The 24,996-nt window shown below is 69.1% G+C and carries 22 protein-coding genes and 2 pseudogenes; 14 read left to right on the forward strand and 10 right to left on the reverse strand.

What is annotated here, in order from left to right; translation table 11 throughout:
• Window positions 1-8 precede the first annotated feature (8 nt).
• Window positions 9-252 (reverse strand): annotated as a pseudogene (locus ADK54_RS48840) (type III polyketide synthase); the annotation flags it as partial.
• A 692-nt stretch (window positions 253-944) separates the two neighbouring features.
• On the opposite strand from ADK54_RS48840, the gene ADK54_RS20295 reads away from it, so the two are divergent.
• Window positions 945-2,552, forward strand: a complete 1,608-nt coding sequence (locus ADK54_RS20295; protein ID WP_053727082.1) for an MFS transporter — start codon at window positions 945-947, stop codon at window positions 2,550-2,552.
• A 188-nt stretch (window positions 2,553-2,740) separates the two neighbouring features.
• On the opposite strand, the pseudogene ADK54_RS47630 reads toward ADK54_RS20295, so the two are convergent.
• A pseudogene (locus tag ADK54_RS47630) lies at window positions 2,741-2,947 on the reverse strand (MarR family transcriptional regulator); the annotation flags it as partial.
• 682 nt (window positions 2,948-3,629) lie between these two features.
• The gene (locus ADK54_RS20305) at window positions 3,630-4,463 is read right to left on the reverse strand and encodes a helix-turn-helix transcriptional regulator (RefSeq protein WP_053727083.1); all 834 of its coding nucleotides are present in this window, start codon (window positions 4,461-4,463) and stop codon (window positions 3,630-3,632) included.
• A gap of 115 nt (window positions 4,464-4,578) precedes the next feature.
• Here ADK54_RS20305 and ADK54_RS20310 point away from each other — a divergent pair, with 115 nt between their 5' ends.
• Both ADK54_RS20310 and ADK54_RS20315 read left to right on the forward strand, forming a co-directional pair.
• Window positions 4,579-5,643 (forward strand): aldo/keto reductase, encoded by a 1,065-nt coding sequence (locus ADK54_RS20310; protein WP_053727120.1) that lies wholly within the window; start codon window positions 4,579-4,581, stop codon window positions 5,641-5,643.
• A 67-nt stretch (window positions 5,644-5,710) separates the two neighbouring features.
• Complete coding sequence (locus ADK54_RS20315; protein WP_053727084.1) at window positions 5,711-6,049, forward strand: hypothetical protein; 339 nt, start codon at window positions 5,711-5,713, stop codon at window positions 6,047-6,049.
• Window positions 6,050-8,281: 2,232 nt separating this feature from the next.
• Here the strand turns inward: ADK54_RS20315 and ADK54_RS20325 are convergent.
• Window positions 8,282-8,788: a winged helix-turn-helix transcriptional regulator gene (locus ADK54_RS20325; RefSeq protein WP_199827003.1), complete on the reverse strand. Its 507-nt coding sequence runs from the start codon at window positions 8,786-8,788 to the stop codon at window positions 8,282-8,284.
• A gap of 108 nt (window positions 8,789-8,896) precedes the next feature.
• Between ADK54_RS20325 and ADK54_RS20330 the strand changes: the two genes are divergently transcribed.
• Window positions 8,897-9,682: an SDR family oxidoreductase gene (locus ADK54_RS20330; RefSeq protein WP_053727086.1), complete on the forward strand. Its 786-nt coding sequence runs from the start codon at window positions 8,897-8,899 to the stop codon at window positions 9,680-9,682.
• 25 nt (window positions 9,683-9,707) lie between these two features.
• On the forward strand, window positions 9,708-10,067 hold the full coding sequence (locus tag ADK54_RS20335) for a nuclear transport factor 2 family protein (protein ID WP_053727087.1): 360 nt from the start codon (window positions 9,708-9,710) through the stop codon (window positions 10,065-10,067).
• A gap of 204 nt (window positions 10,068-10,271) precedes the next feature.
• On the opposite strand, the gene ADK54_RS48565 is transcribed toward ADK54_RS20335, so the two are convergent.
• The 3 genes from ADK54_RS48565 to ADK54_RS20350 all read right to left on the reverse strand — a co-directional run bounded on the left by ADK54_RS48565 (window position 10,272) and on the right by ADK54_RS20350 (window position 11,905).
• Window positions 10,272-10,409, reverse strand: coding sequence for a hypothetical protein (locus ADK54_RS48565; protein WP_324610181.1), 138 nt, complete (start codon window positions 10,407-10,409; stop codon window positions 10,272-10,274).
• Between the two features lie 529 nt (window positions 10,410-10,938).
• Window positions 10,939-11,193 carry a helix-turn-helix domain-containing protein gene (locus tag ADK54_RS48570; RefSeq protein ID WP_324610182.1) on the reverse strand — a complete coding sequence of 85 codons (255 nt, stop codon included), beginning with the start codon at window positions 11,191-11,193 and terminating at the stop codon, window positions 10,939-10,941.
• A 169-nt stretch (window positions 11,194-11,362) separates the two neighbouring features.
• Window positions 11,363-11,905, reverse strand: a complete 543-nt coding sequence (locus ADK54_RS20350) for an ArsR/SmtB family transcription factor (protein WP_053727089.1) — start codon at window positions 11,903-11,905, stop codon at window positions 11,363-11,365.
• A gap of 57 nt (window positions 11,906-11,962) precedes the next feature.
• Here ADK54_RS20350 and ADK54_RS20355 point away from each other — a divergent pair, with 57 nt between their 5' ends.
• Together ADK54_RS20355 and ADK54_RS20360 are read left to right on the forward strand one after the other, a co-directional pair.
• Window positions 11,963-12,886, forward strand: coding sequence for a S41 family peptidase (locus ADK54_RS20355; RefSeq protein WP_053727090.1), 924 nt, complete (start codon window positions 11,963-11,965; stop codon window positions 12,884-12,886).
• A 120-nt stretch (window positions 12,887-13,006) separates the two neighbouring features.
• Complete coding sequence (locus ADK54_RS20360; protein ID WP_053727091.1) at window positions 13,007-13,534, forward strand: carboxymuconolactone decarboxylase family protein; 528 nt, start codon at window positions 13,007-13,009, stop codon at window positions 13,532-13,534.
• A gap of 215 nt (window positions 13,535-13,749) precedes the next feature.
• Here ADK54_RS20360 and ADK54_RS20365 read toward each other — a convergent pair whose 3' ends face one another.
• Together ADK54_RS20365 and ADK54_RS20370 are read right to left on the reverse strand one after the other, a co-directional pair.
• Window positions 13,750-15,375, reverse strand: coding sequence for a serine/threonine-protein kinase (locus ADK54_RS20365; protein WP_078966498.1), 1,626 nt, complete (start codon window positions 15,373-15,375; stop codon window positions 13,750-13,752).
• Between the two features lie 223 nt (window positions 15,376-15,598).
• Window positions 15,599-16,537, reverse strand: coding sequence for an AraC family transcriptional regulator (locus ADK54_RS20370; RefSeq protein ID WP_053727093.1), 939 nt, complete (start codon window positions 16,535-16,537; stop codon window positions 15,599-15,601).
• 111 nt (window positions 16,538-16,648) lie between these two features.
• Between ADK54_RS20370 and ADK54_RS20375 the strand changes: the two genes are divergently transcribed.
• The 4 genes from ADK54_RS20375 to ADK54_RS20390 all read left to right on the forward strand — a co-directional run bounded on the left by ADK54_RS20375 (window position 16,649) and on the right by ADK54_RS20390 (window position 20,928).
• Complete coding sequence (locus tag ADK54_RS20375) at window positions 16,649-17,497, forward strand: NmrA family NAD(P)-binding protein (protein ID WP_053727094.1); 849 nt, start codon at window positions 16,649-16,651, stop codon at window positions 17,495-17,497.
• Entirely contained in the window at window positions 17,494-17,940 is a 447-nt protein-coding gene (locus ADK54_RS20380; RefSeq protein ID WP_053727095.1) for a nuclear transport factor 2 family protein, read from the forward strand. The genes ADK54_RS20375 and ADK54_RS20380 overlap by 4 nt, the downstream gene beginning before the upstream one ends.
• A 145-nt stretch (window positions 17,941-18,085) precedes the next feature.
• Entirely contained in the window at window positions 18,086-19,921 is a 1,836-nt protein-coding gene (locus ADK54_RS20385) for a glycoside hydrolase family 15 protein (protein WP_053727096.1), read from the forward strand.
• A gap of 104 nt (window positions 19,922-20,025) precedes the next feature.
• On the forward strand, window positions 20,026-20,928 hold the full coding sequence (locus ADK54_RS20390; protein WP_053727097.1) for an aminoglycoside phosphotransferase family protein: 903 nt from the start codon (window positions 20,026-20,028) through the stop codon (window positions 20,926-20,928).
• 122 nt (window positions 20,929-21,050) lie between these two features.
• On the opposite strand, the gene ADK54_RS20395 is transcribed toward ADK54_RS20390, so the two are convergent.
• On the reverse strand, window positions 21,051-21,914 hold the full coding sequence (locus ADK54_RS20395) for an NAD(P)-dependent oxidoreductase (RefSeq protein ID WP_324610183.1): 864 nt from the start codon (window positions 21,912-21,914) through the stop codon (window positions 21,051-21,053).
• A 104-nt stretch (window positions 21,915-22,018) separates the two neighbouring features.
• On the opposite strand from ADK54_RS20395, the gene ADK54_RS20400 reads away from it, so the two are divergent.
• From ADK54_RS20400 to ADK54_RS20410, 3 genes are all read left to right on the forward strand, one after another.
• Window positions 22,019-22,357, forward strand: coding sequence for a PadR family transcriptional regulator (locus ADK54_RS20400; protein WP_053727099.1), 339 nt, complete (start codon window positions 22,019-22,021; stop codon window positions 22,355-22,357).
• Window positions 22,354-23,256, forward strand: coding sequence for a hypothetical protein (locus ADK54_RS20405; protein WP_053727100.1), 903 nt, complete (start codon window positions 22,354-22,356; stop codon window positions 23,254-23,256). Before ADK54_RS20400 ends, ADK54_RS20405 begins: the two co-directional genes overlap by 4 nt.
• A 295-nt stretch (window positions 23,257-23,551) precedes the next feature.
• The gene (locus ADK54_RS20410) at window positions 23,552-24,790 is read left to right on the forward strand and encodes an acyltransferase family protein (RefSeq protein ID WP_078966496.1); all 1,239 of its coding nucleotides are present in this window, start codon (window positions 23,552-23,554) and stop codon (window positions 24,788-24,790) included.
• Window positions 24,791-24,996: the final 206 nt, after the last annotated feature.

The following is a 24,996-nucleotide window of genomic DNA, read 5'->3' on the forward strand; positions in this document are numbered from 1 at the left end:
ACGCGGACTCAAGCTGCCTGGTCCAAGGGCCAAGTGCCGAGGCAGATCTCAGCGGTGACGCCGGGACCGATACCGGCCGGCAACTCCTCGTGGGAGTCGAGGGCCGACGCCTCGTCAAACAAGCCGTGCCAGTGCGTCGAGCACCACGGCACCGGCGCTATTGCCGTACTCAGTGAGCGTGGCGCGGCTGAACCGGAAGGCTTCGGGCGGGACGCCCAGAAAGCGGCTCAGATCGGCGAGGATGCGTGGGCCCGCCCGCAGCAGCGCTCCGGGGCAGTGGCGGCACGCCCGCGTGGATAATGCAGAAGTCCAGCTTGCGGACGTGACCCGCACGAGCCTTGGATTCCGCTTGGTGGACAGCACTACGGGCGTCCACTCCGGGATGGTGCAACACCTCTCGCGAGAGGCTGGACATTGTGCCGTTAGAGAACTCCGGTATTTTCGATCAGCCGGAGCGCGAGATCACGTCGCGGATTTGGTCATGGTGCATCCTCCGCGCCAAGTTCGAGGGTTTCCTCAAGGGGAGCGATGTGATCAGGGACCGCGATTTCCTGTTTGCACAGAACGGCCAGGGATCTGCTCCTCAAGGACGGTGTCCTGTTGGGCGCCGCGTTCCACGCTAGGACAGCCCGTCGAAACCCGCACGCCGAAGCCCGCATACCGCTCCACCAGCACGTTGAGGGGCGGCCCGGGCTGGTGGACACCGGAGCCGTAAGGAAATGACTTGCGGGTTCTGCCTCTTGGCATCGCAGGTGTGAACACACCGCACAACCCACGCTCCCAGACGCCTATTCAGTCACAGTCGAGTGAGTGAGCGGTGTTTCCCTGAAGTGAGGAATCACGGGTGCTGGAGGCATCACGAGTGACGACTGATATGTCCGCCATTCGGGGGACAGGTGCGAAACTGTGCTGCTTCTGTCGGTAAGTGACTCTAGCGTGGGAACATGTCTGCCCCCGAGTCCCGGTCTCCGGCCGTACAGATTCCCCAGGCGGTACATTCCCGCCGCTGGGTGATCCTGGCCGTGCTGCTTTTCAGTCTGATCGTTGTCGTGCTCGACACTTCGATCCTCTATGTCGCGATGAAGACCATCGCCCAGCCACCCCCTACTGGACTCGGCGCCACTCAGAGCCAGCTGCAGTGGGCGATCAACTCCTACACACTGGTCTTCGCCGGGCTGCTGTTCACCTCCGGGCTCGTCGGCGACCGGCTGGGACGCAAGAAGACCCTGATCTTCGGCATGCTGACCTTCGGCATCGGCTCCCTGCTCTCCGCGATCTCCGGCTCCTCCGGTGAACTGATCGCGTTCCGCGCTCTGATGGGCTTCGGTGCCGCGTTCGTCATGCCCAGCACGCTGGCCATCATCGCGAACGTCTTCGACCGCGACGAGCGGCCCAAGGCCATCGGCATTTGGACCGGCACGGTCGGCTTCGCCATCGCGCTCGGCCCCATCGTCGGCGGGGTGCTGCTCCAGCACTTCTGGTGGGGATCGGTGTTCCTGATCAACGTGCCCATCGTGGTGATCGGCGTGGTCGCGATGGCCGCGCTCGTCCCGGACTCCAAGGACCCCCTACCCGGCCGGCTCGACCCGGTCGGGGTGCTGCTGTCCGTCATCGGTCTGGTCCTGCTGGCGTACGGCATCATCAAGGGCGGCCAGCTCGCCGACTTCACCGCGCCCGTGTCGTGGGTGACGATCGTCACCGGTGTCGCCGTTCTGGGCGGCTGGGTGCTCCACGAGCACCGAAGCGATCACCCGGCATTCAACATCGCGTACTTCCGCGACCGGCGCTTCTCCGCCTCCGTGGTCGCCATCGGCTTCGTCTTCTTCGGGCTGGTCGGCGTGACCTTCTTCAGTGTCTTCTACATCCAGAGCGTGCGCGGCTACACCCCCCTGCAGACCGGCCTACTGATGCTCCCGCTCGCCGCCGCCCAAATGACCTTCGCGCCGCGGGCCCGCCTGGTCGTCGCCCGGTTCGGCGCACGTGCCGTGTGCGCCACCGGGTTGGCCCTGGACGCGATCGCGTTCCTCGGCTTCCTGCTACTCGGTACTACTACGCCGATCTGGGTACTGGAGGTGGTGTTCTTCCTGATGGGCACGGCGACGGCGCATGTGATGCCACCCGCCACCGTCATGATCATGTCATCGCTGCCGCGCGAGAAGGCCGGTTCCGCCTCCGCGGTGAACAACACCTTCCGGCAGGTCGGCGGTGCTCTGGGAGTCGCCGTACTGGGCTCGCTGCTGTCCACCGTCTACCACAGCCGCATCGACAGCCATCTCGCGGCGGTCCCCGACCTGTCCGAGAACCTGCGGCGCACAGCGGGCGAGTCGGTGGAGACCACCCTGGCGGTCGCGCAGGAGCTGGGGTCGGCGGGCAGGGCGCTGGTCCAGCCCGCCCACGACGCGTTCGTCCATGCCATGCACGTCACCGCCACCGTATCGGCCGGGGTCGCCGCTCTCGGTGCGATTGTGACGCTGGTCTTCCTGCCGCGCCACACCCCTGAGGAGCCGCCCGCCCGCGAACAGGAAAAGGTGAGCGCGAGGAGCGAAGGGTGAGCGCGGGGCCCGCATCCGGCACGGGGGTTCGCACCCCGAGACTTGCGGTTCCGTGGCTGGGCGGCGCAGCTTGCAGGGCAGTGTCCGCGTACGAGTCAACGTGGCTCCTTCCTCGCCTCCGTACGTGTCCTCGGCGAGGACGTGGACATCACGGGCGAGCCGGGTGTGGAGGCGCTCTCCTTCGCCGATTCCCGCGGGGAATGGATCACGCTCCGCAGGATCCGGAACGCGCCTGACTGCTCGGTCTCGGTCATGCCGGCCAGCATTCTGACCTCGACGGACCGGACCGCTACGGTCGCTTTCTCGGGGCTCCGTCGGCCGCGAAGCGTGAACCGCGTGGAAAGAACCTTCCCAACGGGTGCCTCAGCAGGCCTGGTCACGTAGCCCTCTCGTTCCCAGCTGCACGAAGGCGGATCCTGGACGCCGTCCTGGCCGACCTCGGCTTCATCGCCGGGCCGATGCTGGCGGCATTCCTGGCGGAGCCGGTGGCACCCTGGGCAGGGCTGGCTGCCGCCCCCTTCCTCACCACCAGCGCGACGATCCTGCTGCTGTTGCGTCGACTGCCTGATGAGCGGGGTCCTGCTGAGCGCCATGGCCATCGGAAGCGTCATCGGCGGAGTGGTCCTGGGCGCGCTGCCGCCCCGTTGGGGCGGGAAGCCGAACCTTTCGCGGTGACACTGACCGTCCTCGCTCTCGGAGCCGCCCTGGTCGCAGTGGCCAGTCAGATGTACGTGAGCATCCTCATCGCGGCAGCGGCCATTCCGGGACTGGCTTTGGGTGTGGCTCCTCCGTAAGGACCCATTGAGCTGGTCGGATGCTTCACCGAGGACGAGCCGCGCCCAACCCGGGTTGAGTCGACCTTGATGTAGCGAGCCCCTGCTCAGGTGCAGGTCACGCGACAGACGCCAGGCTCCGGTGTCAGGTGGTCAGCTTGGCGAACAGCAGTCGCTGGAGGCGGGTTTTGACGTCGTCGCAGGTGGGGCGGATCGGCATGCTTCCGGCTCGGATCTCATCGGTGGATCCCGAAGCCACGCCGTTGCGGCGGTTCGGTCTCGGTGAACGATGGGCGGTTCGCCATCACCGTGTGCACAGCCGGTCCAATGCCGACTGGCTCTCATCGTCGGCGGCGCGGTAGATCACCAACAGCTGGTCCGGATCTTGAAGCGGTGTCAGCGTTTCGAAGTGGACTGCGATCACACCGGCCTCGGGATGCCGCATCGTCTTGCGTCCGCGGCCGTTGACCTTGACCTCTCGCTCGGCCCACAATCGCGCGAACTCCTGGTCGTGAGTGATGCATTGGGTGATGAGGTCGGTCAACGCCTGGTCCTCTGGATGCGCGGCCCACGCAGTGCGCAGGTGGGCGATCCCCTCTCGCACGACACGTTCGCGGTCGACGTAGAAGTCCCGTGTCTCCGGATGTATCAGGCACAGCCACATCGCATTGCGCTGCTGCGGCGGCAAGGTGTCGAAGGTCGGTAGCAGCTTCGCCATTTCGCTGTTCCAGGCCAGGATGTCGTAGCGGTGGTTCATCAGCATCGCCGGCAGCGGCGACAGATCGGCGACCAGCTGGGCCAGCAGCGGCTCTGCGACGGTGGCGAGCTTGTCGGCACTGCGGGGCCGCTGCCGGGCCAGTCCGAAGAGGTGGGCGCGTTCGTCGGGGGTCAGGCGCAGTGCCCGGGCCAGCGCCTCCACCACCTCCGCTGAGGGCCGCAGCCCGCGGGCCTGTTCCAGCCGCACGATGTAGTCAGTGCTGACCCCGGCCAGTTCTGCGACTTCTTCGCGGCGCAGTCCCGGGGTCCGTCGGGCCTGCCGACGCGCCGGTAGGCCGAAATCCCGTGGGTCCAGGCGTTCGCGTCGGGTCCGCAGGAATACGGCCAGTTCGTGTGTCACGTCCACCGTGCCAGGGATCATGGCTGGTCCAACAGCCCGGGTAGGACTGGTGTTCCCAGGAACTTCCTTCCCTTACCCCCGGCTCTGGGTGGTCGCAGGCTGTGCTTGACGACGTTCACGAGCACAGGAGGACATGATGTCGCTCTCCCTCGACACCTACCGGCTGCTGGGCCGCTCCGGGCTGCGGGTCTCACCGCTGGCCCTGGGCACGGCGACCTTCGGCACAGAGTGGGGCTGGGGCGCCGAGCAGGACGATGCGCGCAAGCTGTTCGACCTCTATGTCGAGCGCGGCGGCAACTTCATCGATACCGCCGGCACCTACACCGACGGCAGCTCCGAACGCATGCTGGGCGAATTCACTCGCGACAACCGCGACAACCTGGTGTTGGCAACGAAATACACGACGCAGCGCCGACCCGGGGACCCCAACTCCGGGGGCGCTCACCGAAAGAGCCTGCTCGCGTCTGTGGATACCAGCCTGCGGCGATTGAATACGGACTACATCGATCTGCTCTTCCTGCATGTGTGGGACTTCACGACACCGGTCGAGGAGATCCTGCGTGGCATGGACGATCTGGTCCGGCAGGGCAAGGTCCTGTACGTGGCGATGTCCAACGCTCCGGCCTGGGAGATCTCCCGCATGCAAGCGATCGCCGACCTGCGCGGCTGGTCACCGCTGGTCGCGCTACAGATCGAATACAGCCTCATCAACCGAGACGGAGAACGTGACCTGATCCCGATGGCACGGGCGATGGGGCTGGGGGTGACCCCGTACTCACCGCTGGGCGGCGGCGTGCTTTCCGGCAAGTACAGCCGCGCCGATCTGACCGCGACGGGCGCTGACTCCGGTGAAAGCAACCGCAAGAGCTTCAACGCCGGTTTGGGCATGGTCACCGAACGCACCCTCGCCATCGCCGACGTCGTGCGGGAGGTGGCCGCGGAGCTGGAACGCACACCCGCTCAGGTCGCCCTGGCCTGGACCCTGCAGAACCCGGACGTAACGGCACCCGTCATCGGCGCTCGCACCCCCCAGCAGTTGATGGGAAATCTGGGTGCCTTGGAGGTCGGTTTCGCTGCCGATCAGCTGGCCCGCCTCGACGAGGTCAGCGCGATCGACCTCGGCTACCCGCACGACCTGCTCGCCAGTGACCACATCCGCACCGTGACCGCAGGCGACCTGAAGATCGAAACCCGTCGCTGATCCCTGTCCGAGTACCGAGGGCGGGGCCAGGGGCGAAACGGCCAGGATCGAACGCTGAGCGCGCTGGGTGCGGCTCGTCCGTAGCAACCTCGCTGAGCTGGGCGGATCCCTCACTGAAAACGAGCCGCACCCACTGGCTTCGGGGCCTACCTTCGTCGCGCCCTACAGCACCGTCGGCGATCTCGCCCCACCCGACATGGCGGCCGAGACGCAGTCATGGATCGGTTCTTTCATGGCCCTGGGCGGCTCCGCCGGCACGGCGATCAGCGGTCTGGTGGCCCAGAAATCGGGGCCGGGGACCGCACTGGCCCTTTCCGCCATCGCCATGGCAGCTGCTTCGGGCTTGGCCCGCACGGCGATCCTGAGACAGCCGGTGCCGGCCGATCACGCCAATTCGCCGACGTAACACCGCTGTTCGCCGATCCCTGAAGGCCCGTGCCGAGCGCGGGCCTTCAGGGATCGGCGAACAGGAATGATCAGTCAGTCCATGGGGTCGATGTGCGTCGCCGCCCCGCACCGTCCGGCACCGGGACGATCCGGCGCCGTATGGCCGGGCGCCCTGGGGCGATTCAGCGGGGCGCAACCGGTCCGCTCCACGCCGTCGCCGTGGACGTCGCCGTGGCCGTGGCCTGGCCCCACGCCGGGGGCTGCCCCACCCAGGGGTAGCTGGGCGAGCGGCCGGGACTGTACGCCGGAGCCATCGGCACCCTGTAGACCGGCCGCATCGGCCGACTCTGCGAACCTTCGCCGCGGCTCCTCGCCGGGGCGCTCGGGCCGCTGTCGGGTGAGGCCGGGCGGCCATCGTGGCTGCCCCACGTCGGGACCCCGGCGGCTGCCCCGGATCTGTCCGCGCCGGCGGAGCCGCCGCCCGCGCCCCGCCGAGGACTCGTCGGGTGAGGTGCGCCGGCCGTCGGCCTGACGGTCCGTCTCACGCGGCCCGAGCCCGGCTCCGGCAGGTCCGCCGTCGTCCGGCCGCCCGGGGCCGGGAAGACTCGCTGGTGCCGCGGGCCGCTCGCGAGGTGCGCGGCCGGCTCCCGGACGGACAGGCCTTCGTCGGCCGGCACCCCGCCCACCCGCTCCCCATCACGCTTGCCTTCACGCGTCTCCTCACCCCGGACGTGCTCGTCAGCTCGGACTTGCCCGCCCTTCGCATCCTGTGCTTCCTCAGCGGCGTCCCGGCCGTGGAAAACCCGGAGGGTGCCCACGTCCTGCCGTGGGACCCGCTCAGCACACGGCGCGTGCTCGACGTAATCGAACGTGTCGAAAACGAGGCGCAGGTGCGGACGCTGCCCGTAAACGGCGGACCGGGCGCCGCCCTGGTGACCGCACGGTCCCAACTGGCCGTGCCGCCAGACCACTTCCGGCACCGGATCGGCACCCTGGACCCGCCGGAGGCCCAACGGACGCCAGCCAGCCGGGTGGGGGTCGAGCGTGACAGGCGCGGTGGCGGACAGGACGACGAGCGCGGCACAGGCCGCGAACGTCCACCTCCCCCTGCGGCGGATCCCCTTGCGGAACATGGGACTCCTCGTGGGAACACGGGACGCTGTGCGCGGCGCGGAACAGCACAGTAGCGACCACATAGGGTAATTGGATGCCCGTATTTCATCACACACGGTAGTGATTTGAGTGGCTCACATGCCGGGAAATCAGGAACCGGGCCGCAGCAGCACCCACTTGGCGACACCGGACACGTCCCGCTCGTCGAGCCCCCGCACACCAGGCGCCGCCAACGCCCCTATCGTGAGCGCCTTCGCGAGGGAAACTGAACGCGGTCAGCAGCGCGGCCCGCAGCTACGGGAGCGCCGGCTTCCCGACCACCAGTGCCCGGCGGACCGCCATGCGGTGCGGGGGCAGCCGCAACGCCCCCTATATCGCGACGGTCTCGCCATGGCCGGGGTCCCCGTAGGGACACAGCACCCCTCGTGCCGCGACCGGCACATACAGCCGCAGCCAGCCGGTGAACGGCACGCTGCCTTGCCGTGGCCCGCCTCCGATACCCGCGTGGGCGAGAGCGCCGTCTGCTGTCCGGTCCCGTCCGCCGTTCCGGCAGGGCGAGCTGGGCCAGAGCGCGGTCATAGCGCGGTCATAGCGGTCCTGATCGACTTATCTGCCTATATTCGCGCCGGCGTTAGGTGTTCTCCAGCACACGGCCCACGCGCAGTTGATCCCGTTCCGTCCGATGCCACGTCGCGAACGACGGAAACCGTCCCTCAAAAGGGGCTCGGTCACCGGCTCGTTCCAACTCTCCGCACAACTCGGACACGGGCCCGCCCAGTTCTTGGAGCCGGGCTCACAACACGTCACCAAGGGCGAAGGCTCCACGCCCGCAAACCGGTTCCAGCTGGTCCTCACGGGCCCGCGCCAGCCAGCGCCACACCGTCCGTACTGACACTCCGGGCGCCCGGACCGCGATCCACAGATGCGAAGGAGGGCAAGGACTTGGCGGGCACATTCGGCATCAACACGCTCAACTCGAACAAAACGACGTTGCTCCTCGCCTCACTTGATCTAGTTATCAACGCCTCGGGACAATCGGCATGCGTGATGGTGCCGCCGATCCGGTGTTACCTGGTCGATCAGGTTCGAGGTGTGTCCGGTACTGCACGCGGCTGTTCGGCGCCGGCTTGGGGCGGCCTTACGCCTCCGTGGGGGTGGTCGGTCGTGTCGCATATCGGTGGCGCATGGCGGCGCTGGCCGCGGGGCCCGCGGTGAAGACGTAGGTGTCGCTGTCGTCGAGTCGGCGGCCGGTCTTGGCGTCGACGACGACGGGCTCGACCTCCTCGCCGCTGTGCGCGTCGATGAGGATCATGCTGCGTTCGGCCGGTGTGAGGCGGGAGTTGCCCCAGGCAGCCAGGGCGACGATCACCGGTCGTAGGGAGTGCCCGAGTTCGGTGAGGACGTACTCGTGGCGTACGGGGTTGGTCTGGTAGGGCCGGCGCTCCAGCAGTCCGTCGGCGACGAGGGTTTTCAGCCGGGTGGTGAGCATGCTGGAGGAGATGCCCAGGCTCTCCTGGAACTGGTCGAAGCGCGTGTAGCCGTCGAACGCGTCGTGGAGGATCAGCAGCGTCCACCACTCGCCTACGTGTTCCACCGTCGTGGACAGTGGGCACTCCCGGTCCTCCAGCCTGATCCGGCTTGCCATGGTGGCCATCCCCTCAGTTACTGCTAAAGTCGAAGTTAGTTGCTTCTATTTTAGCAGTAATGACGGAAGCGGCGCCTTCTGTGCCCGCGTCCGGGAACGGAGCACACCGTGACCACATCCATCAGCGAATCCCTCGAAGGCCGACGCGCTCTGGTCACCGGCGGCACCAAGGGCACCGGAGCCGCCATCGCCCGGCGTCTCGCCCAGGCCGGTGCGACCGTGCTGGTAACGGCCCGCAGCCGCCCCGACGACGTCGAGGAGAAGGCGTTTATCACCGCCGACCTGTCCAGCGCCCAGGGCGCCTCTCATGTGGCCGCCGAGGTGGACGCCCGCGTGGGCGGTGTCGACATCCTGGTCAACACCCTCGGCGGGTCCGAGGCGCCGGCCGGAGGGTTCGCCGCGCTCGGCGAGGACGACTGGGTCAGGGAACTGAACACGAACCTGTTGGCCGCCGTCCGGCTGGACCGCGCACTCCTGCCGCACATGATCGCCACAGGTAAGGGCGTGATCGTGCATGTCACCTCGATCCAGCGCCGCATGCCGCTGTGGAACGGAACCCTTGCCTACGCCGCCGCCAAGGCCGCCCTGACCACCTACAGCAAGGGACTGGCCAACGAGGTCGCCCCGCACGGCGTCCGCGTCAACACCGTCTCGCCCGGCTTCATCCAGACCTCGGCTGCCGACAACCTCGTCGCCCGGATCGCCCACGACGCAGACATCACGCAAGAAGCGGCGCTGGGCCGGCTCATGGACTCCCTGGGCGGCATCCCGCTGGGCCGTCCCAACCGGCCCGAGGAAGTCGCCGAGCTCGTCGCCTTCCTCGTCTCCGACCGCGCCTCGGCCATCGTCGGCGCCGAACACGTCATCGACGGCGGCACCACCCCCACCGTCTGAACCCGCCACCACCCCAAGGAGCGTCATGCAGGACAACCAGCCCCGAACCAGCACCACGGACACCCTGCCCGAGGTGATCACCCGCTACCTGACAGCACACCGCGCCCACGACACCGCAACCGCAATCACGGCGTTCACCCGCGAAGCCACAGTGATCGACGACGGCAACACCTACGAGGGCATCGAGGCGATCGGGAAGTGGCTGAGCCGATCGGCCACCGAATTCACCTACAGCATCCACCTCACCGGCGCCGAGCAGACCGACGCAACCCGCTACATCGCCACCCACCACCTTGAGGGCAACTTCCCTGGCGGGACCATCGATCTGCGTTACCAGTTCACACTCGGCGACGGCCTCATCGAACGCCTCGTCATCGAACCCTGAGACCCTGCCGGCGCCACCCGTTGCCGCCCCGGGCGAAAAGCCCCGCTCGCCCCGCGCTCTCGGTGACTCACCTTCCTGGCAGGTCAGGTCAGGCCGCCAATCGCAGTGGCCGTCCGCCCCAGCGGATGCCTTCTCGCTGCGGATGCGGGCGCGTTCCTCACGTTCGGCGGCCAAGACATCGCGGTAGCGAGCGTTGGCGCTGCGTCACCGGAGGTAGGCGTGCACGGCCCCGGTCTGCACGGTGTGGTCGGGGTGATTGGAGTTGGCGATGGTGAGCTCCCGCAGTGATCCGAAGTGGGCGCCGATCGGGTTGGCCCAGGATGCGTAGGCCGGGGGAAGCACAACTCGACCTTGCGTTCTTCGCCCAGCGGCGGATGCCAGGGCCTTTGTGGGCGGCCAGATTGTCCAGGATGACGTAGATCGGGGCGCCGTCGGGCCGGGAGGCACGGATCGACTTCAGCCGCGGACAGCGGATTGGTAGCGCCCTTCCTGCGGCGGCTGACGCCCCGCAGCGTGTCGTCTCCGAGCGAGTAGCAGCCGTGGAAATAGCGCACGCCGTGCGTGCGGTGGTAGGTGGCGAGCAGCCGGTCAGGGTGTTTACGTTCGGCCCAGCCTGAGCCAGCGGTGGGCCGATACCGCGCGGTCCGAACTCGTCGAAGGCGAAGACCCGCAGCGCCGGCCGGGAAACGGACCATGACCTCCTCGATCCGGTCCAGCTTCGCTTCGCTGTCCAGGGCGGGGGACTCCTTCCACATGTTGGTGCGCTGGAAGGTAACGCCGCGGCGGGCGAGCAGGCCACGTAAGCTTTCGCGGCCGATGAGGATCGCTCGGCCCTGGGCTTTCCGCAGATAGGCGACAGTTTGCGCAGTGATCAGCGGGTGAAGGGATGACCGCGCTTGGTGGGGCGATTGGTGGCCGTCGCAATGACGAAGTTCTCGTCGTCAGGGCTGAGCCGGCGGGGACGGCCTCCCGCCCACTTAGGGTCCAGGCAGGCCAGGCCGATCTCGTTGAACCGGTGGATCACATCCCGGACGGTGCCCTCGTCAGCCTGCACCCACTGGGCAATCACCGACACGCGGTTCCCGCCAGCCGACGCCAGCAGCAGCATCGCGCGCCAGTAGCGCACCGCGCGGGTGCTGCTGCCACGCCGCACAAACTGCCGCAGCTTCTGCCCTTCCTGGTCGGTCTGCGCATACGGACAGGCTCGGCCACCGCGCCTCCAGCGGTCGGATCGAACGTCACCGCACGTCCAACCGTCACGATCACCAAACCGGCGAACCTACGTGGTCGCAGCATTAGGCGGAACCGGTGACGCTGGTCGGCAGAGCCTGCTGATAGAGCGCTACCAACACGCCATGCACGGGCTGGTCCTCCGTGTTTTCCTCGGCCTCGTCGACCAGTTGAGCGAGGGCCTCACCTAGTTCTCTTGCCTTCGCGGGGCTCAAACGCAGGTGACGCAGTGTCAGGTGGGTCTCGGCGGGTGAGCGGTCCAGCTCATGGGCGACCGCAGCGAGCATCGCGGCGGTGCCTGCCGCTTGGGGTTCGGCGACGACCATGTGGCGTGCCGTGCGCTGGTAGTACTGCTCGGTGCCGCCGCGGACCTGGCGGGTTTCGGCGATGTGGACAAGGCCTGCTTCGCGGAGCACTTTGAGGTGGTGGGCCACGTTGCCCTTCTTCGCGTCGAGCTGCGCCGCGAGCCGGCTGATGGTGGCGGGCCGTTGGCCCAGGGCGAAGAGCAACCGCTGGCGCAACGGGTGGGAGAGCGCCGCGAACTGCTCAGGCGCACCGATCTCCAGGACGTCCTCAGGAGGCGGCGGGTAGGAAGGCTGATCGCGCATACCGAAAGTGTCTAAATTCTTTGACGCTTCCGCAAGGGCGGTGCTCTACTTCCTGCCATGACGATTCTGACGAAGCTTCAACCGGCCCCTGTCATCGACGAGACAGCCCGGCTGCTGACCGAGCACTACGTCTTCCCCGAGATCGCCGAGCAGCTGACCGGCCTCCTGCAACGACGGCTCGCCCAGGGCACCTATGACGTCGACGACGCCGAGGAGCTCGCCCGGCTGGTCACCGCGGACCTGCAGTCCGTCAACGGCGACCGGCACCTGAGCCTGAAGCACCACACCGACCCGGTGCCCCCCAAGCAGGGGGCGGCCAACCTGGCCGCCGTCCGCCGGGACTTCGACACCTCGCTGGGCGGTGCACCCCGGGTGCAATTGCTCGACGGAGGGGTCGCCGTACTGGAGTTGGCGCCGATGCTGTTTCCGCTGGAGTGGGCCGCCGAACCGTTGAGCGCCGCGCTCACCCTGGCTGCCCGCGCCCAGGCGCTGATCGTGGACCTGCGCGCCAACCGGGGCGGCGACCCGGACACGGTCGCCTTCGTCTGCAGCTACCTACTGGACGAGCGCACCCACCTCAACACCATGTACTGGCGCGCTGGCGAGCGCAGCGAGCAGTCCTGGAGCCTGCCGCACGTCCCCGGCGCCCGCTTCGGCGGCAGCAAGCCGTTGTACGTGCTGTCCAGTGACAGCACCTTCTCCGCCGCCGAGGAGCTGGCGTACGACCTGCAGCAGCTCGGCCGCGCCGTAGTCGTCGGCGAACGCACCCGCGGCGGCGCGCACCCGCGTGAGGGCTGGACCGTGCACCCGCACCTGGAAGCCAGCATCCCTGTGGGCCGTGCCATCAACCCCGTCTCCGGCACGAACTGGGAGGGCATCGGCGTGCAGCCGGACATCCCTTGCCCCGCTGCTGACTCCCTCGACCGCGCACACACGCTGGCCCTCGCCCGGCTGAATGACCTTCCGGTCACCGCTGTCTGACGTGGCCAAGGGTCGGCGTGCGCGCTGACGATCCATAAGCAGTGGCGACGGGGGTGTCACATTCGTGGACCCGGTGGTGTCTTCATGCCAAACAGGCGGACGTCGTCCAAGGAGAACACCGTGGCGCTACGCGTCCCGAAGGCCGAGCTCCCCGCCGAGCTCCGCGAACCTCTGATCAAGCAGCTCGGTTCGGTGCCCGAGCCCAACGAGGTGCTGTGGAACAACCCGAAGCTCGCCGAGGCCAACCAGGAGTTCTCAGCCCAGGTGGCCACCTGGGACGCGGTCGACGCGAGCCTCAAGACGTTCGCGCACATGGCTGTTGCCGCACAGGTCGGCTGCAGCTGGTGCCTCGACATCAACTACTTCGCGGCACTGAACCAGAACCTGGACCTGGCCAAGGCGAGCCAGGTGCCGCGCTGGCGGGAGTCGGAGGTGTTCACGCCGCTGGAGCGGGAGGTGATGGAGTACGCCGAGGCCATGACGAACACGCCGACGACCGTCACCGATGAGCTGTCGGCGCGTCTGCTCGGCCAACTCGGCCCGGCGGCGCTGGTCGAGCTCACCGTGTTCATCGGTTTCGCCAACCCGGCGGCCAGGTGCAACACGGCGCATGGGATCACCTCGGAGGGCTACGTTCGTGCTCCGTGAGGTCTTCGAGCTGCCGTACCGCGAGCCGGACGTCGTCCTGATCGCCAGCGGAAGCTGACGGGACCGGACGAACCGGCCGAACTCGCCAGGTAAGCCGACTGCTGCTCTGGTGTCGTGGGTGTTCCGGGCCAACCCGCCCGGAACACCCACCAGCGCAAGCCGGGCCAGAACAGCAAGTAACCATCGCCCCTCCCCCATCGGCTGGATCACCTGTTTCAGCAGCGGGCGAGTGTGCCGCTCTTCAGCGTGGATTTGTCGCTGAACACCCAGCCTTCGGTGTTCGTGCCCGCGATACGGGCGTAGATCCACTTGTTGCCCTGGGCATTGGTGACGTAGCAGTGGTAGTAGACCTTCACGCCGGACTTGATCGCGGTCACGTAGGAGCACGCCGCGTACGGGCCGGTGTAGAGGTGGGTGTCTTGGGCCGCGTTACCGTAGCCGTCACTGCGGTTCGAGTGGGCCCAGCCGGTGCACGCCGTCGACACCGGGACGGGCTCCTTCACCGGGGCGCTGGGCGTTGCCTTCGGCGGGCCGGACGGATCCGCGGTCGACTTGCCGCCGCCGTTGCCTGGCGTCGGCGTGGGACCTGTTGTCTCTCGGACGTCGTCCTTTTTCGAGGGCGTGCTGGACGGCGTCCCGCTGGGGCCTGTGGACGCCAGGTCCCCCGGCGAGGTCGGGCCGCGGGACACGTCACCGCCGGCGCCGGTGCTCTCAGTCGGAAACGCCGCGTTCGACCCGCCGCCCGCGTTGCCCCGCATGTCCATCAGGGCGTAGGCAACTCCGCCGCAGGTGAGGACGGTAGCGGCTGCCACCGCGACGACGGTACGGGTGCGGCGGCGCCGCGCGGGGACGATCGTGGCACGGGTCTCGGAACGGCTGCCGACACCGTCGGGTATGCCGGGCACCATGCCCGGCTGTGCGGCGCCCGGCTGCGGAGGGGCGCCGTAGGCGTCGGCCGGCGTGTAGGAGGCGGCGGGCTGGAAGAACGGCGCGGCGGGACCGAAGCCCGGCGGAGTGACGGGCTGGGGGGCCGGTGCCGACGCGAGGTCCGCCGTCCTGCCCCCGGCGACCGCCTCCAGCATCTCGCGCGCCTGCCCGGCGTCGGGCCGCTGCAGCGGGTCCTTGGCCATCAGCGCCTCCAGCACCGGCGTGAGCGCTCCCGTCCGCTGGGCCTGCGGAAGCGGGTCGGTGACGATCGCCGACAGCGTGGACCACACCGACGTACGGCGGAAGGGAGATGAGCCCTCCACGGCCGCGTACAGCGTCATGCCGAGCGCCCAGATGTCCGACGCGGCACTCGGTTCCCGGCCCTGAGCGCGTTCCGGCGGCAGAAAGTCGAGGGAGCCGACGATCTGACCGCTCTGGGTCAGCTTGGCCAGGGCCTCGTCGCCGGAAGTCTCCATGCTGGCGATCCCGAAGTCGGTGAGCACGACCCGGCCGCCGCGCTCCAGCAGCACGTTGCCGGGCTTGACGTCCCGGTGGAGGACTCCGGCCCGGTGTGCCGCGTCGAGCGCGTCCATCAACTTGGCGCCGATCGCGGCCGCTTCGCGCGGGTCCAGTGGGCCGCGCTCCGCCAGTACGTCGTCGAGGGAAGGCCCGTCGACCAGCTCCATGACGATGACGGGCAGCCCCCGCTCCTCGACCACGTCGTGCACGGTGACCACACCGCTGTGCCGGATACGGGCGGCGGCCTGCGCCTCGCGCTGCATCCGGTCCCGCAGTTCGGCCAGTTCGGCCGGGGAGGCGTCGGTGTAGGCCCGCAGGACCTTGACGGCGACCTCGCGGTTCAGCAACTGGTCCACCGCCCGGGCGACCACACCCATGCCACCGCGCCCGATCATCGCGGTCACGCGGTATCGGCCGCCCAGAACCTCGCCGACCAGCTCCGCGCCGTTGGCCCCCGTCACGTGTCACGCTCCGTTCGTCGCACTGTTCAAAATCCGCTCAAAATCCGCCACGTGGCGGGCCCCAGGGTAGGCGTAATGGTGCGGGCGAGTTCGCGCGGCCCCCGGCCTCAGCGCACAGGCGACCTTCGAACAGCGCTGATCACCCAGGCGGGCGGGGTCAGTGTGTGGCGGAACCGAGGAGGGGGAGTTCCCGCTCGCGCAGCGCCTCCCGTTGCCGCCAGGCTCCAGGGGGTTCGCCGTGGTGGCGGCGGAAGGCGGCGGCGAACGCGTAGGGCGAGCTGTAGCCGATCGTGCGGGCGATGGCCGCCATGCCGAGTTCGCCGCTGCGCAGGTGGTCACGGGCGAGGGCCATGCGCCAGTCGGTCAGGTACTGCATGGGGGTCTGGCCGAGCGCGTCGCGGAAGGTCCGGGCGAAAGCGGCCCGCGACAGGCCACTGATCGCTGCGAGTTCGGGAACCGACCAGTCGCGGCCGACGTTCTCGTGGATGGCCTGCAGCGCGGCGCTCAGGCGGGGGTCGGCCAGGGCCCGGTACCAGCGGGGGGCTGTGGGGCTGCGGCGGAAGTCGCTGCGGATGGCCAGGACGAGGAGGACGTCCAGAAGCCGGTCGAGCACGGTGGGTTGGCCCGGCTCGGGGGTGGCCAGCTCGTGGGAGAGCAGCCCGATCACGTCCCGCAGCGGGTCGCCGACCGCCGCTTGCAGGGTGAGGACCTGGGGCAGTGCCTCCAACAGCCCGTTGCCGATGTCGCCGGTGAACCGGTAGGCGCCGCAGAGGAACACCGTCGCCCGGGGGTTGTCGGCCTGCGCGTCGTGGGCGTGCCGGGCCCGGAACTCCTCCGGTTCGAGGCAGTCGGTGCCCGCCTCGTGCCCGATGTGATGGTCCGGTCCGCCGCGCACCAGCGTCACCTCTCCGGGCACGAGTTCCACCGCGCGGCCCGGATCGTCCAGCCACAGCCATCCCCGGCCGCGCACCACTGTGTGCACGGCCAGCTGGATCGAGCCGGCCAGCCGCAGCCCCCACGGCGGCTCGGCGACCGTCCGGGCGAAGACCGCGCCGCCGGCGCGCGCCCGTGCCAGGTGATCATGCAGTATGTCCACTCACTCAGTATCGACAGGACGACCACACCTGACAACGGAACGATCGTTTGGCATAAAGAGTTGAGTGATTCACACATTGATCCGCTCCATCACTACTCTCACGATGGACTCATGACTGGATCACCACAGACCGCTCTCATCCTCGGCGGCACCGGCCGCACCGGTTCGGGCTTGGCGAAGAAACTCGCCGAAGGCGGCCTGGCCACCCGCACCGCGGCGCGCCACGGCGCCGACGTGCACTTCGACTGGGACGACCCGGCCACCCACCCCGGCGCCCTGACCGGGGTCGACCGCCTCTACCTCGTCACCCCCGTCATGCGTGTCACGTACGCCGACCAGGTCGCCGCCTTCCTCGATCTCGCCGAAGCCGCAGGCGTACGCCACGTCACCTACCTCAGCACCTACGGCGCCGACAAGGCACCGCCCCAGGCCGACATCGGAGCCGTCGAGGCCGACCTCGCCGCCCGCGGCAACGTCACACATTGCGTCCTGCGCCCCGCCTGGGTGATGCAGAACTTCGCCGACGCCCACCTTCCGGTCGTCAACGGGGCCATCACGGTCCCCACCGGCGGCGGCACCGAGGCCTTCGTCGACGCGGACGACATCGCCGCCGTCGCCGCCGAGACGCTGCTCGCCCCCGCCACCCACGCCGGCGCCCACTACGCACCCACCGGCCCGCAGGCCCTCACCGTCGCCGAAGTCGCCGAGACCATCACCGCCGTGACCGGCCGACCCGTCGCGCACCACGACCCCGACCCCGAGCTGTGGATCGAAGGCGCCGTCGCCGCCGGTGTCATCCCCGCCGACTATGCGGTGCTGCTCCGCTGGCTGACCGGCACCATCAGCTCCGGCGACGGCTCCACTCCCAACGCCGACGTCGAGAGGGTCACCGGCCGGCCCCCGACCGCCTTTCTCGACTTCGCCCGACGCGAGGCCCACGCCTGGACGGCGGGCCGGTGACCGGGCCCGTGGGCGACATCACCGACTTCGCGGCGCTGGACCCGTTCTTCCTCATCATCCAAGTGGGGCTGGCGGGCCTGGTCGACGGCGAGCACTTCTTCGACCTCCTGGCCGAGGACGTGGTCGTCGAATACGTGGTCTCTGCCCCCGGCTACCCGCGCCGCGTCCAAGGCCGACGAGCGGTCGCCGACCTGTACCGCGGCTACGGCGACGTCATCGTCCTGCACAGCGCGGACGAACTCGCCGTCCACCACGCCCCCGCGACATCCGTCGTCGTCCTGGAGTACGCCGTGCACGGGCGGGCGGTCCACACCGGACACGCCTACGACAACCACTTCGTCTCCGTGATCACCGTCAAGGACCGGCAGGTAACGCACTGGCGGGACTACCTGGACCCCGTCGCCGTCTTCCGGGCCCTCGGCTGGCCGGCCGAGCCTCGCTAGACAGGGATCTCGTACCTGGCGACAAGCGAGCCCGGCCGCCGGGTCCCGGCCGCTCGGCTCCGTCAGGCCCCCGCCTCGAAGTAGGGGTCTAGCATGAAAGCACGGCTTCACCTCCAGGGCCGCGCATCGGCGCGAGGAGGCCCGCATGGCGTTCGACACGGCCGGCTTCGAGCAGGCCGACAGCTACCGCTACATGCCGATCTCCGAGCACGGCCTGATCGGCGATCTTCGTACGACCGCCCTGGTCGGCACGAACGGCACCATCGACTGGTACTGCTGCCCGCGCTTCGATTCGCCCAGTGTCTTCGGGTCCATCCTCGACGCCGACCGGGGCGGATCGTTCGAGTTGGCCGCCGAGGTCTCGACACGCACCCGGCAGTTCTACTTCCCCGACACGAACGTGCTGATCACGCGGTTCTTCGCCGCGGACGGGGTGGCGGAGATCCAGGACTTCATGCCCGTGGCCGACGAGTCGTCCGAGACAGCCCGGCACCGGCTGATCCGGCGGGTGATCTGCGTCCGGGGAACCCTCCCGTTCAGGGCGCGGATCGCCCCCCGCTTCGGCTACGGCGCAGAAGCGCACACCACGCACCTCGAAGGCCACGCAGCGGTGTTCCGCGCCCCGTCACTGACGCTCGCGCTGACCGCCACCGCTCCCCTGGAAAGCGACGGCCTAGACGTGTGGTCGCACTTCAAGCTCCTTGAGGGCGAGTCCCACGTGTTCGCCCTCGACCAGATCGGCGACAACGTCCCGCCCCGGTCGTGCCCGCGCGCCGAGGCGCATGAGCAGGCCGAGGCGACCGTCCGGTTCTGGCGCCACTGGCTGGCCGGTTCTCAGTACCACGGGCGGTGGCGGGAGATGGTGCACCGCTCCGCGCTGGTGCTGAAGCTCCTCACCTACGCGCCGACCGGTGCGATCGTCGCCGCACCGACCACCAGCCTGCCCGAGCAGATCGGCGGCGGGCGCAACTGGGACTACCGCTACGTCTGGGTCCGCGACGCCGCCTTCTGCGTCTACGCCATGCTGCGCCTCGGGTTCACCTCGGAGGCCGAGGCGTTCATGGGGTTCCTCGGCGAGCGCGGCATCATGCGCGGCACCGGTGCGACCGGCCCGTTGCAGATCATGTACGGCATCGACGGGCGCAGCGAGCTGCCCGAGTACGAGCTCCCGCACCTGGAGGGCTACCTCGGCTCCGCGCCGGTCCGGGTGGGCAACGCCGCCACCGGCCAGCTTCAGCTGGACATCTACGGAGCCCTGATCGACTCCATCTATCTGTACGACAAGTGGGGGCAGCCGATCAGCAGCGCCCGCTGGGACGAGGTCGGCGCGATGGCGGACTGGCTCTGCGAGCACTGGGACCAGCCCGACGAGGGAATCTGGGAGACCCGCGGGGGCCGGAGGGACTTCGTGTACTCGCGGCTGATGTGCTGGGTGGCACTGGAGCGGGCGATGCGCATGGCGAACCGGCGTGGCCTGCCGGCCGACCTGCCACGCTGGCGGGAGTCCCGGGACGCGATCTACCGGCAGATCATGCAGCGCGGCTGGTCGGTCGAGCGGGGCGCGTTCGTCCAGGCTCTGGACGACAGCGTGCTGGACGCCTCGCTGCTGATGATGCCGATGGCCAAGTTCATCTCGCCCACCGACCCCAAGTGGCTCTCCACCCTGGACGCGCTCACCACGGACCTGGTGTCCGACTCGCTGGTCTACCGCTACGACCCGACCGCCAGCCCGGACGGCCTGCACGGCTCCGAGGGCACCTTCTCGATCTGCTCGTTCTGGTACGTGGAGGCGCTGGCCCGTGCAGGACGCCTTGAGGAGGCCCGGCTCGCCTTCGAGAAGATGCTCACCTACGCCAACCACCTGGGTCTGTTCGCCGAGGAGATCGGCCCGACCGGCGAACAACTGGGCAACTTCCCCCAGGCCTTCACCCACCTCTCGCTGATCAGCGCCGCCTTCAACCTCGACCGCGCGCTGGGCTGACGCGGCGTCACCGCCGGGGCGGAGGTGCCCGAAGTGTTGCTGCGGGTCGCCGGCTGTGGGCAGCGACAGCAGGTCAACATCCTGCCCCAGTAGTGTGGCTTCGCATGACCGACGCCGAGATCGAGATCACCGCGAACCTGGTCCGCGACCTGCTGCAGGAACAGCATCCGGACCTCGCAGGACTGGCCATCCGCGAGGTGGCGGGCGGCTGGGGCAACCAAATGTGGCGCCTCGGGGACGAGTTGGCCGTGCGCATGCAGCGCATGGACCCCACCCCAGAGCTCCAGCTCAAGGAGCGGCGGTGGCTACCCGTACTGGCCCCGCGCCTGCCACTCCCGGTGCCGACCCCGGTGCGGTTCGGCGAACCGTCCGAGCGCTTCCCCAAGCACTGGACCATCATGACGTGGGTCCCCGGCGACCCGCTCGACCACACCTCCATCAGCCGCGGCCACCACGCGGCCGACACACTGGCGGGCTTCCTCACAGCGCTCCACGTGGAGGCGCCCGCCGAGGCGCCGATCAGTGAGGACCGCGGCGAACACCCCAAGAAGTGCACGGACGGCTTCGACCACTTCTTCCACGCCGTCGTCCCCGACGACCTCGCCGACGACGTCCGGGCTGTCTGGGACGACGCCGCCGCGGCCCCAGAGTGGGCAGGCCCGCCACTCTGGGTGCACGGCGACCTTCATCCCGCGAACGTCGTCGTCACGGACGGAACACTCTCGGGCATCGTCGACTTCGGTGCCCTGTTCGCCGGCGATCCGGCGTGGGACCTCGCCGCCGCATGGGTACTCCTACCCGCAGGCTGCGCCTCGCGGTTCTTCACCGCGTACGCGCAGGCAGACGCAGGGACCATCCGGCGCGCCCGCGGACTGGCCGCCCTCAAGAGCCTGTTCCTCATGCTCATGGGCCAGAGCGGCGACCGAGGCCTTCCCGGCGGCAAACCGACATGGGGACCCGCAGGCCGGGCAGCACTCGATCGCGTCCTGAGCGACGGTCCGACGTAGGCACGGCGCGACCGAGCCCCATACGACACCCGCCGCCGGAGCCGGGTAGCCGTTGTCCGTCAGGCGGAAGTAATCACCTCCTCATGCGGACGCGTCATGAGCGAGTGCCCGAGCGATGAAGGTCAGGGCCGGATGTGCTTCAACGTGAATTCGGGCAGGGCATACGGGCCGGCTTGCGGAGCTGAGGGGTCGGCAGGCGTGTCGGCGCCGGTGATGTGTGCCGCATAGAGCTCGGCGTTGTCGACGGGCATGTAGTCCAGTTCAGACTCCGCGGGAAGTTGCCAGAAGCGGCGGGTGTTGGCAGAGACGGCGTACACCGTGGCGAACCGGGTGGAGAGCGGAGAGATGAGCGCGGCCCGGCTGAAGCCGACGGCATCACGCGGGCTCAGCCACGTCGCGAGGTGGCGGGGCTCAGTGGGTGTCTCCTCGAAGCTGCCGATGCGCAGGCAGATCACAGAGAGGCCGAACTTGTCGGCATACAGCTGCCCCAGGGCCTCGATGGCTGCCTTGCTCACCCCGTACAGACCGTCCGGGCGCACCGGATCCTGGGGACCGGTGAGGTGGGCCGTGGGGTAGAAACCGGTCACGCGGTTGCTGCTGGCCAGCACCACGCGCGGAACCGCGGTGCGCCGGGCAGCTTCCAAGACGTTGTGGCTACCCAGCACATTGGCTTCCAGGAGGTCGGGCAGCGGCGCCTCGTCCGGCAGCCCGCCCAGGTGGAGCACCGCGTCCGCGCCCGACAGTGCGGCCTCCACAGCGGGCGCATCCCGCAGGTCGACCGTGTGGACCACTTCGTTGGCTGCCTCCTGCTGGATCGCAACCCGATCGAGCAGAACCAACTGGCCCACCTCGCCGCGCAACGCCCGCCGTACAACCCGACCGATACTCCCGGCCGCACCGGTGACAACTACCGTTCCCAACCCCATGGCGTCTCCCCTACCCCATCTCGCCAAGGCCCTGATCCGAGCACGCGGTGATCCTCTCATCGCGGGTCATCGCGATGAAGGGGCGCCGGTTCGCACGGGAGCAGGGTCATGGCAGACGCGGATCCAGTTTCCGTATATGCCGGTGACTGACATACTCTGGTTCCATGACTGACCGTGCGATGCAGGAACCGACCCTGCTTCTCCTCACCGCGCTCGCGGACAAGCCACGTCACGGCTACGCGATCGCGCGTGAGGTGGAGACGATCTCGGGCGGGCGGGTGAAGATGCGGACCGGCACGCTCTACGGGGCGCTGGAGCGCCTGCTTCAGCAGGGCCTGATCGAGGTGCACAAGGAGGAGGTCGTCGACAGCCGACTGCGGCGCACCTACACCTTGACCCCTCCTGGCCGTTCGGCACTGGCTGTCGAGGCCGAGCGGATCGCGGCCACCGCCCGCGAGGCCACCCGGCGCCTGGGAGCCACCGGCAAGGCGGCCACCGCGTGAACCCCGTACTGCTGCACCTGTATCCGGTCGGCTTCCGCCGCGCCTTCGGCGACGAGATCGCCGAGTCCTACCGGGAGGCGACCGAGGGAGCGGGCCGCGGCGCCCGCCTCCGCGAGACGGCCGACATAGTCACGCACGCCCTGCGGCTGCGCCTCGGCGTCGGCTCCGCGCACCCGGGCGGACGGCTTTTCGCGGCCGTCGCCCCCTTCGGCCTGGCTGCGACGGCCACGTACGCCGCCTTCAACCTCATCGGGAGTATCGGCGACTGGTACGTCATGCGCACCGCAGGAACCGCAGGTGACATGGGTCCGCTCGTGACCCTGATGAACGGCTGCTACCTGCTGACCTTGATGGGCGCGGTGGTCGCGCTGGCCGGACGCTACCTGCCCGGGGTGCTGTGCGCGGTCACCGGGGCGGTGGGCAGTTCGGTCGCCTTCCTCTGCCCGGTCTGGCGCATGCCGCCCGACCTGCGATGGGAACTTGTGGGCTTCCTGCTCGCACCGATCCTGATCGCCGCACTCCCCCTCGCCTGCCCGCCCGACCTCCGCCCGGCCCACCGGGTGCGCGGCATGGCAGGAGTGCTCGCGCTGGTGGCGTGGGCCGTCCTTCTGGTGGCCGCGGTCACCGTGATCGACCCGCTCGGCATCGGCCTGCTCCTGCCCTGGAGGTTCGGCGTCCCGATGGCCGCAGCCCTGCTCCTGGCGGGCCGCCGGGCCGTCGCCGGGATCCGCACCACAGCCCAACTCGCCTGCGCCGCCGCACCGTTCCTCGTCATCCTCTACTTCTCCGGATGGGCGCAGAGCGACGACATCCTCACCGCCCTCGGCGCTCTCGCTGTCACCGCCGTCGCCCTGCGACTGCGCCGCCGCAGCGGCTCCGACACGGTGAACCCGGCCTGAACACTGGGGAGTTCGCCCACCGTTGCCAGGCAGAACAGACCGAGGTGCAACGTCGGGCGCGCACACCGGAGTTTCACCCGCCGGGTGATGGCCCCCGTGATGCGGGTTGTGGCTATTCGACTTCGGCGATCGTGAAACAGCCGGGGAAATGACCACATGCGCTGCGCATCGCCGCCCCGGTACAGAGCCGACTCCCCGCCTCGCCGCCCCTGCCGCCGACGACGAGGCGTCAGGCCCCTCCCTTCCCCTTACAGCCAGCCCTTCTTCGACCGGCCGCCTCGTCACAGGAGTTTCCATGCCCGTGTCCGTACGCACCGAAGGCACCGGCAGCCGGCTCCGGCCAGTCCAGGCTGTCGAGCAACGCGTGAACCGTGCTTCAGCCGGGGGCGGGCGTCTGGCCGCAGTCGACGGGCTGCGGATGCTCGCAGCAGCAGCCGTGGCGGCCTACCACTACCTGGGCACCCCGACCCCCCGTTTCTGGGGCGAGGCCCACGACCTCCCGCAGGCTGCACCACTTCTCCACGCGGTCAGCGGATACGGCTGGCTCGGCGTCGAGGCGTTCTTTCTGATCAGCGGCTTCGTCATCTGCATGAGCTGCTGGGGCCGCACCCCGGCGCAGTTCGCCGTCTCCCGTATCTCCCGGCTCTTCCCGCTGTACTGGGCCGTCGTCCTGATCATCGTCGCCACGGGTACCGTCACCGTGCTCGCCGGACAGCGTTCAGGAGCGCCCACGGACCTGCGCACCACCCTCGGCAACCTGACGATGATTCCCAGCCCGCTCGGCCTGGATTTCACCGCCGGCGTCGCCTGGACGCTCTGGGTGGAAGCCCGCTTCTACCTGCTCATGGGCGCGCTGCTGCTGATCGGCCTCACGTACCGGCGTGTCATAGCCTTCGGCTTCCTCTGGCTCGTCCTGGCGTCCATCGGCCGCGAACTGCACTCCACCGTCCTGGACGAGTTCCTGCTCAGCCAGTACGCCGGGCTCTTCGTGGCCGGTATCGCGCTCCACCTGATGCACCGCTTCGGACCCAACCTTCTCCTGTGGCTCCTGGCCGGCTTCGCCTGGTGCTACACCCTCACCGTCCTGGACGACCGTGTCGCCGGACACGCCGGCTCCAACTGGGCGGTCAGCGCGGCCGTCCTCACCGGCTTCCTCCTCCTGCTCGCCCTGGCCGGCCCCGGCCCGCTGCGCCACCTCCAATGGCGAACCCTCGTCTACGCGGGCGCCCTGACCTACCCCTTCTACCTGGTCCACCAAAGCCTCGGCATACCCGTCACCCGCGGCATCCTCAAGACCGCCCCCGGCCTCGGCCTGCTCCCCTCGATCGCCCTCGGGCTCCTCTTCTCCCTCCTCCTGGCCGCCGCGCTGAACCGCCTGGTCGACCGCAAACTCGGCCGCCTGCTCCGCCACCACCTCACCGCAGCCCTCAACCCCACACCGCTCATTGCCGACAGCCCCCACACACCAGCACCCGATGGCGATGCCCCAGAACCCGCCCTCGCCACAGGACCTTTGGCACAGCGCCGTCCATGACGGCGAGAGCGCCGAACGCCATGCCCTGGCTCGCGCGGGTGATGGGGCTGCCGGTGCGTGTCCTCGACGCGGACGACCTGCCGGGCGCGGCCGGACTTCTGGTGCGGTCCGACGATCCGAGCGCACGACATCGGACCCGCCGCCCGCCATCACTACGCCGAGGTTCTGCTGCTCGGCTTCGGCCTGGAGCAGTTCCCCGTGGCACA

This window comes from Streptomyces sp. WM6378, assembly GCF_001279695.1.
Taxonomy (GTDB): domain Bacteria; phylum Actinomycetota; class Actinomycetes; order Streptomycetales; family Streptomycetaceae; genus Streptomyces.

Coding starts and splice junctions, on each gene's coding strand:
- ADK54_RS20305 (WP_053727083.1), bottom strand. CDS start 4,463: ATGATCCCTGGCACGGTGGACGTGACACACGAACTGGCCGTATTCCTG.
- ADK54_RS20350 (WP_053727089.1), bottom strand. CDS start 11,905: ATGCGCGATCAGCCTTCCTACCCGCCGCCTCCTGAGGACGTCCTGGAG.
- ADK54_RS20385 (WP_053727096.1), top strand. CDS start 18,086: ATGGCGTTCGACACGGCCGGCTTCGAGCAGGCCGACAGCTACCGCTAC.
- ADK54_RS20365 (WP_078966498.1), bottom strand. CDS start 15,375: ATGATCGGGCGCGGTGGCATGGGTGTGGTCGCCCGGGCGGTGGACCAG.
- ADK54_RS20295 (WP_053727082.1), top strand. CDS start 945: ATGTCTGCCCCCGAGTCCCGGTCTCCGGCCGTACAGATTCCCCAGGCG.
- ADK54_RS20390 (WP_053727097.1), top strand. CDS start 20,026: ATGACCGACGCCGAGATCGAGATCACCGCGAACCTGGTCCGCGACCTG.
- ADK54_RS20395 (WP_324610183.1), bottom strand. CDS start 21,914: ATGAGAGGATCACCGCGTGCTCGGATCAGGGCCTTGGCGAGATGGGGT.
- ADK54_RS20400 (WP_053727099.1), top strand. CDS start 22,019: ATGACTGACCGTGCGATGCAGGAACCGACCCTGCTTCTCCTCACCGCG.
- ADK54_RS20375 (WP_053727094.1), top strand. CDS start 16,649: ATGACTGGATCACCACAGACCGCTCTCATCCTCGGCGGCACCGGCCGC.
- ADK54_RS20310 (WP_053727120.1), top strand. CDS start 4,579: ATGTCGCTCTCCCTCGACACCTACCGGCTGCTGGGCCGCTCCGGGCTG.
- ADK54_RS20335 (WP_053727087.1), top strand. CDS start 9,708: ATGCAGGACAACCAGCCCCGAACCAGCACCACGGACACCCTGCCCGAG.
- ADK54_RS20325 (WP_199827003.1), bottom strand. CDS start 8,788: ATGGCAAGCCGGATCAGGCTGGAGGACCGGGAGTGCCCACTGTCCACG.
- ADK54_RS20410 (WP_078966496.1), top strand. CDS start 23,552: ATGCCCGTGTCCGTACGCACCGAAGGCACCGGCAGCCGGCTCCGGCCA.
- ADK54_RS20355 (WP_053727090.1), top strand. CDS start 11,963: ATGACGATTCTGACGAAGCTTCAACCGGCCCCTGTCATCGACGAGACA.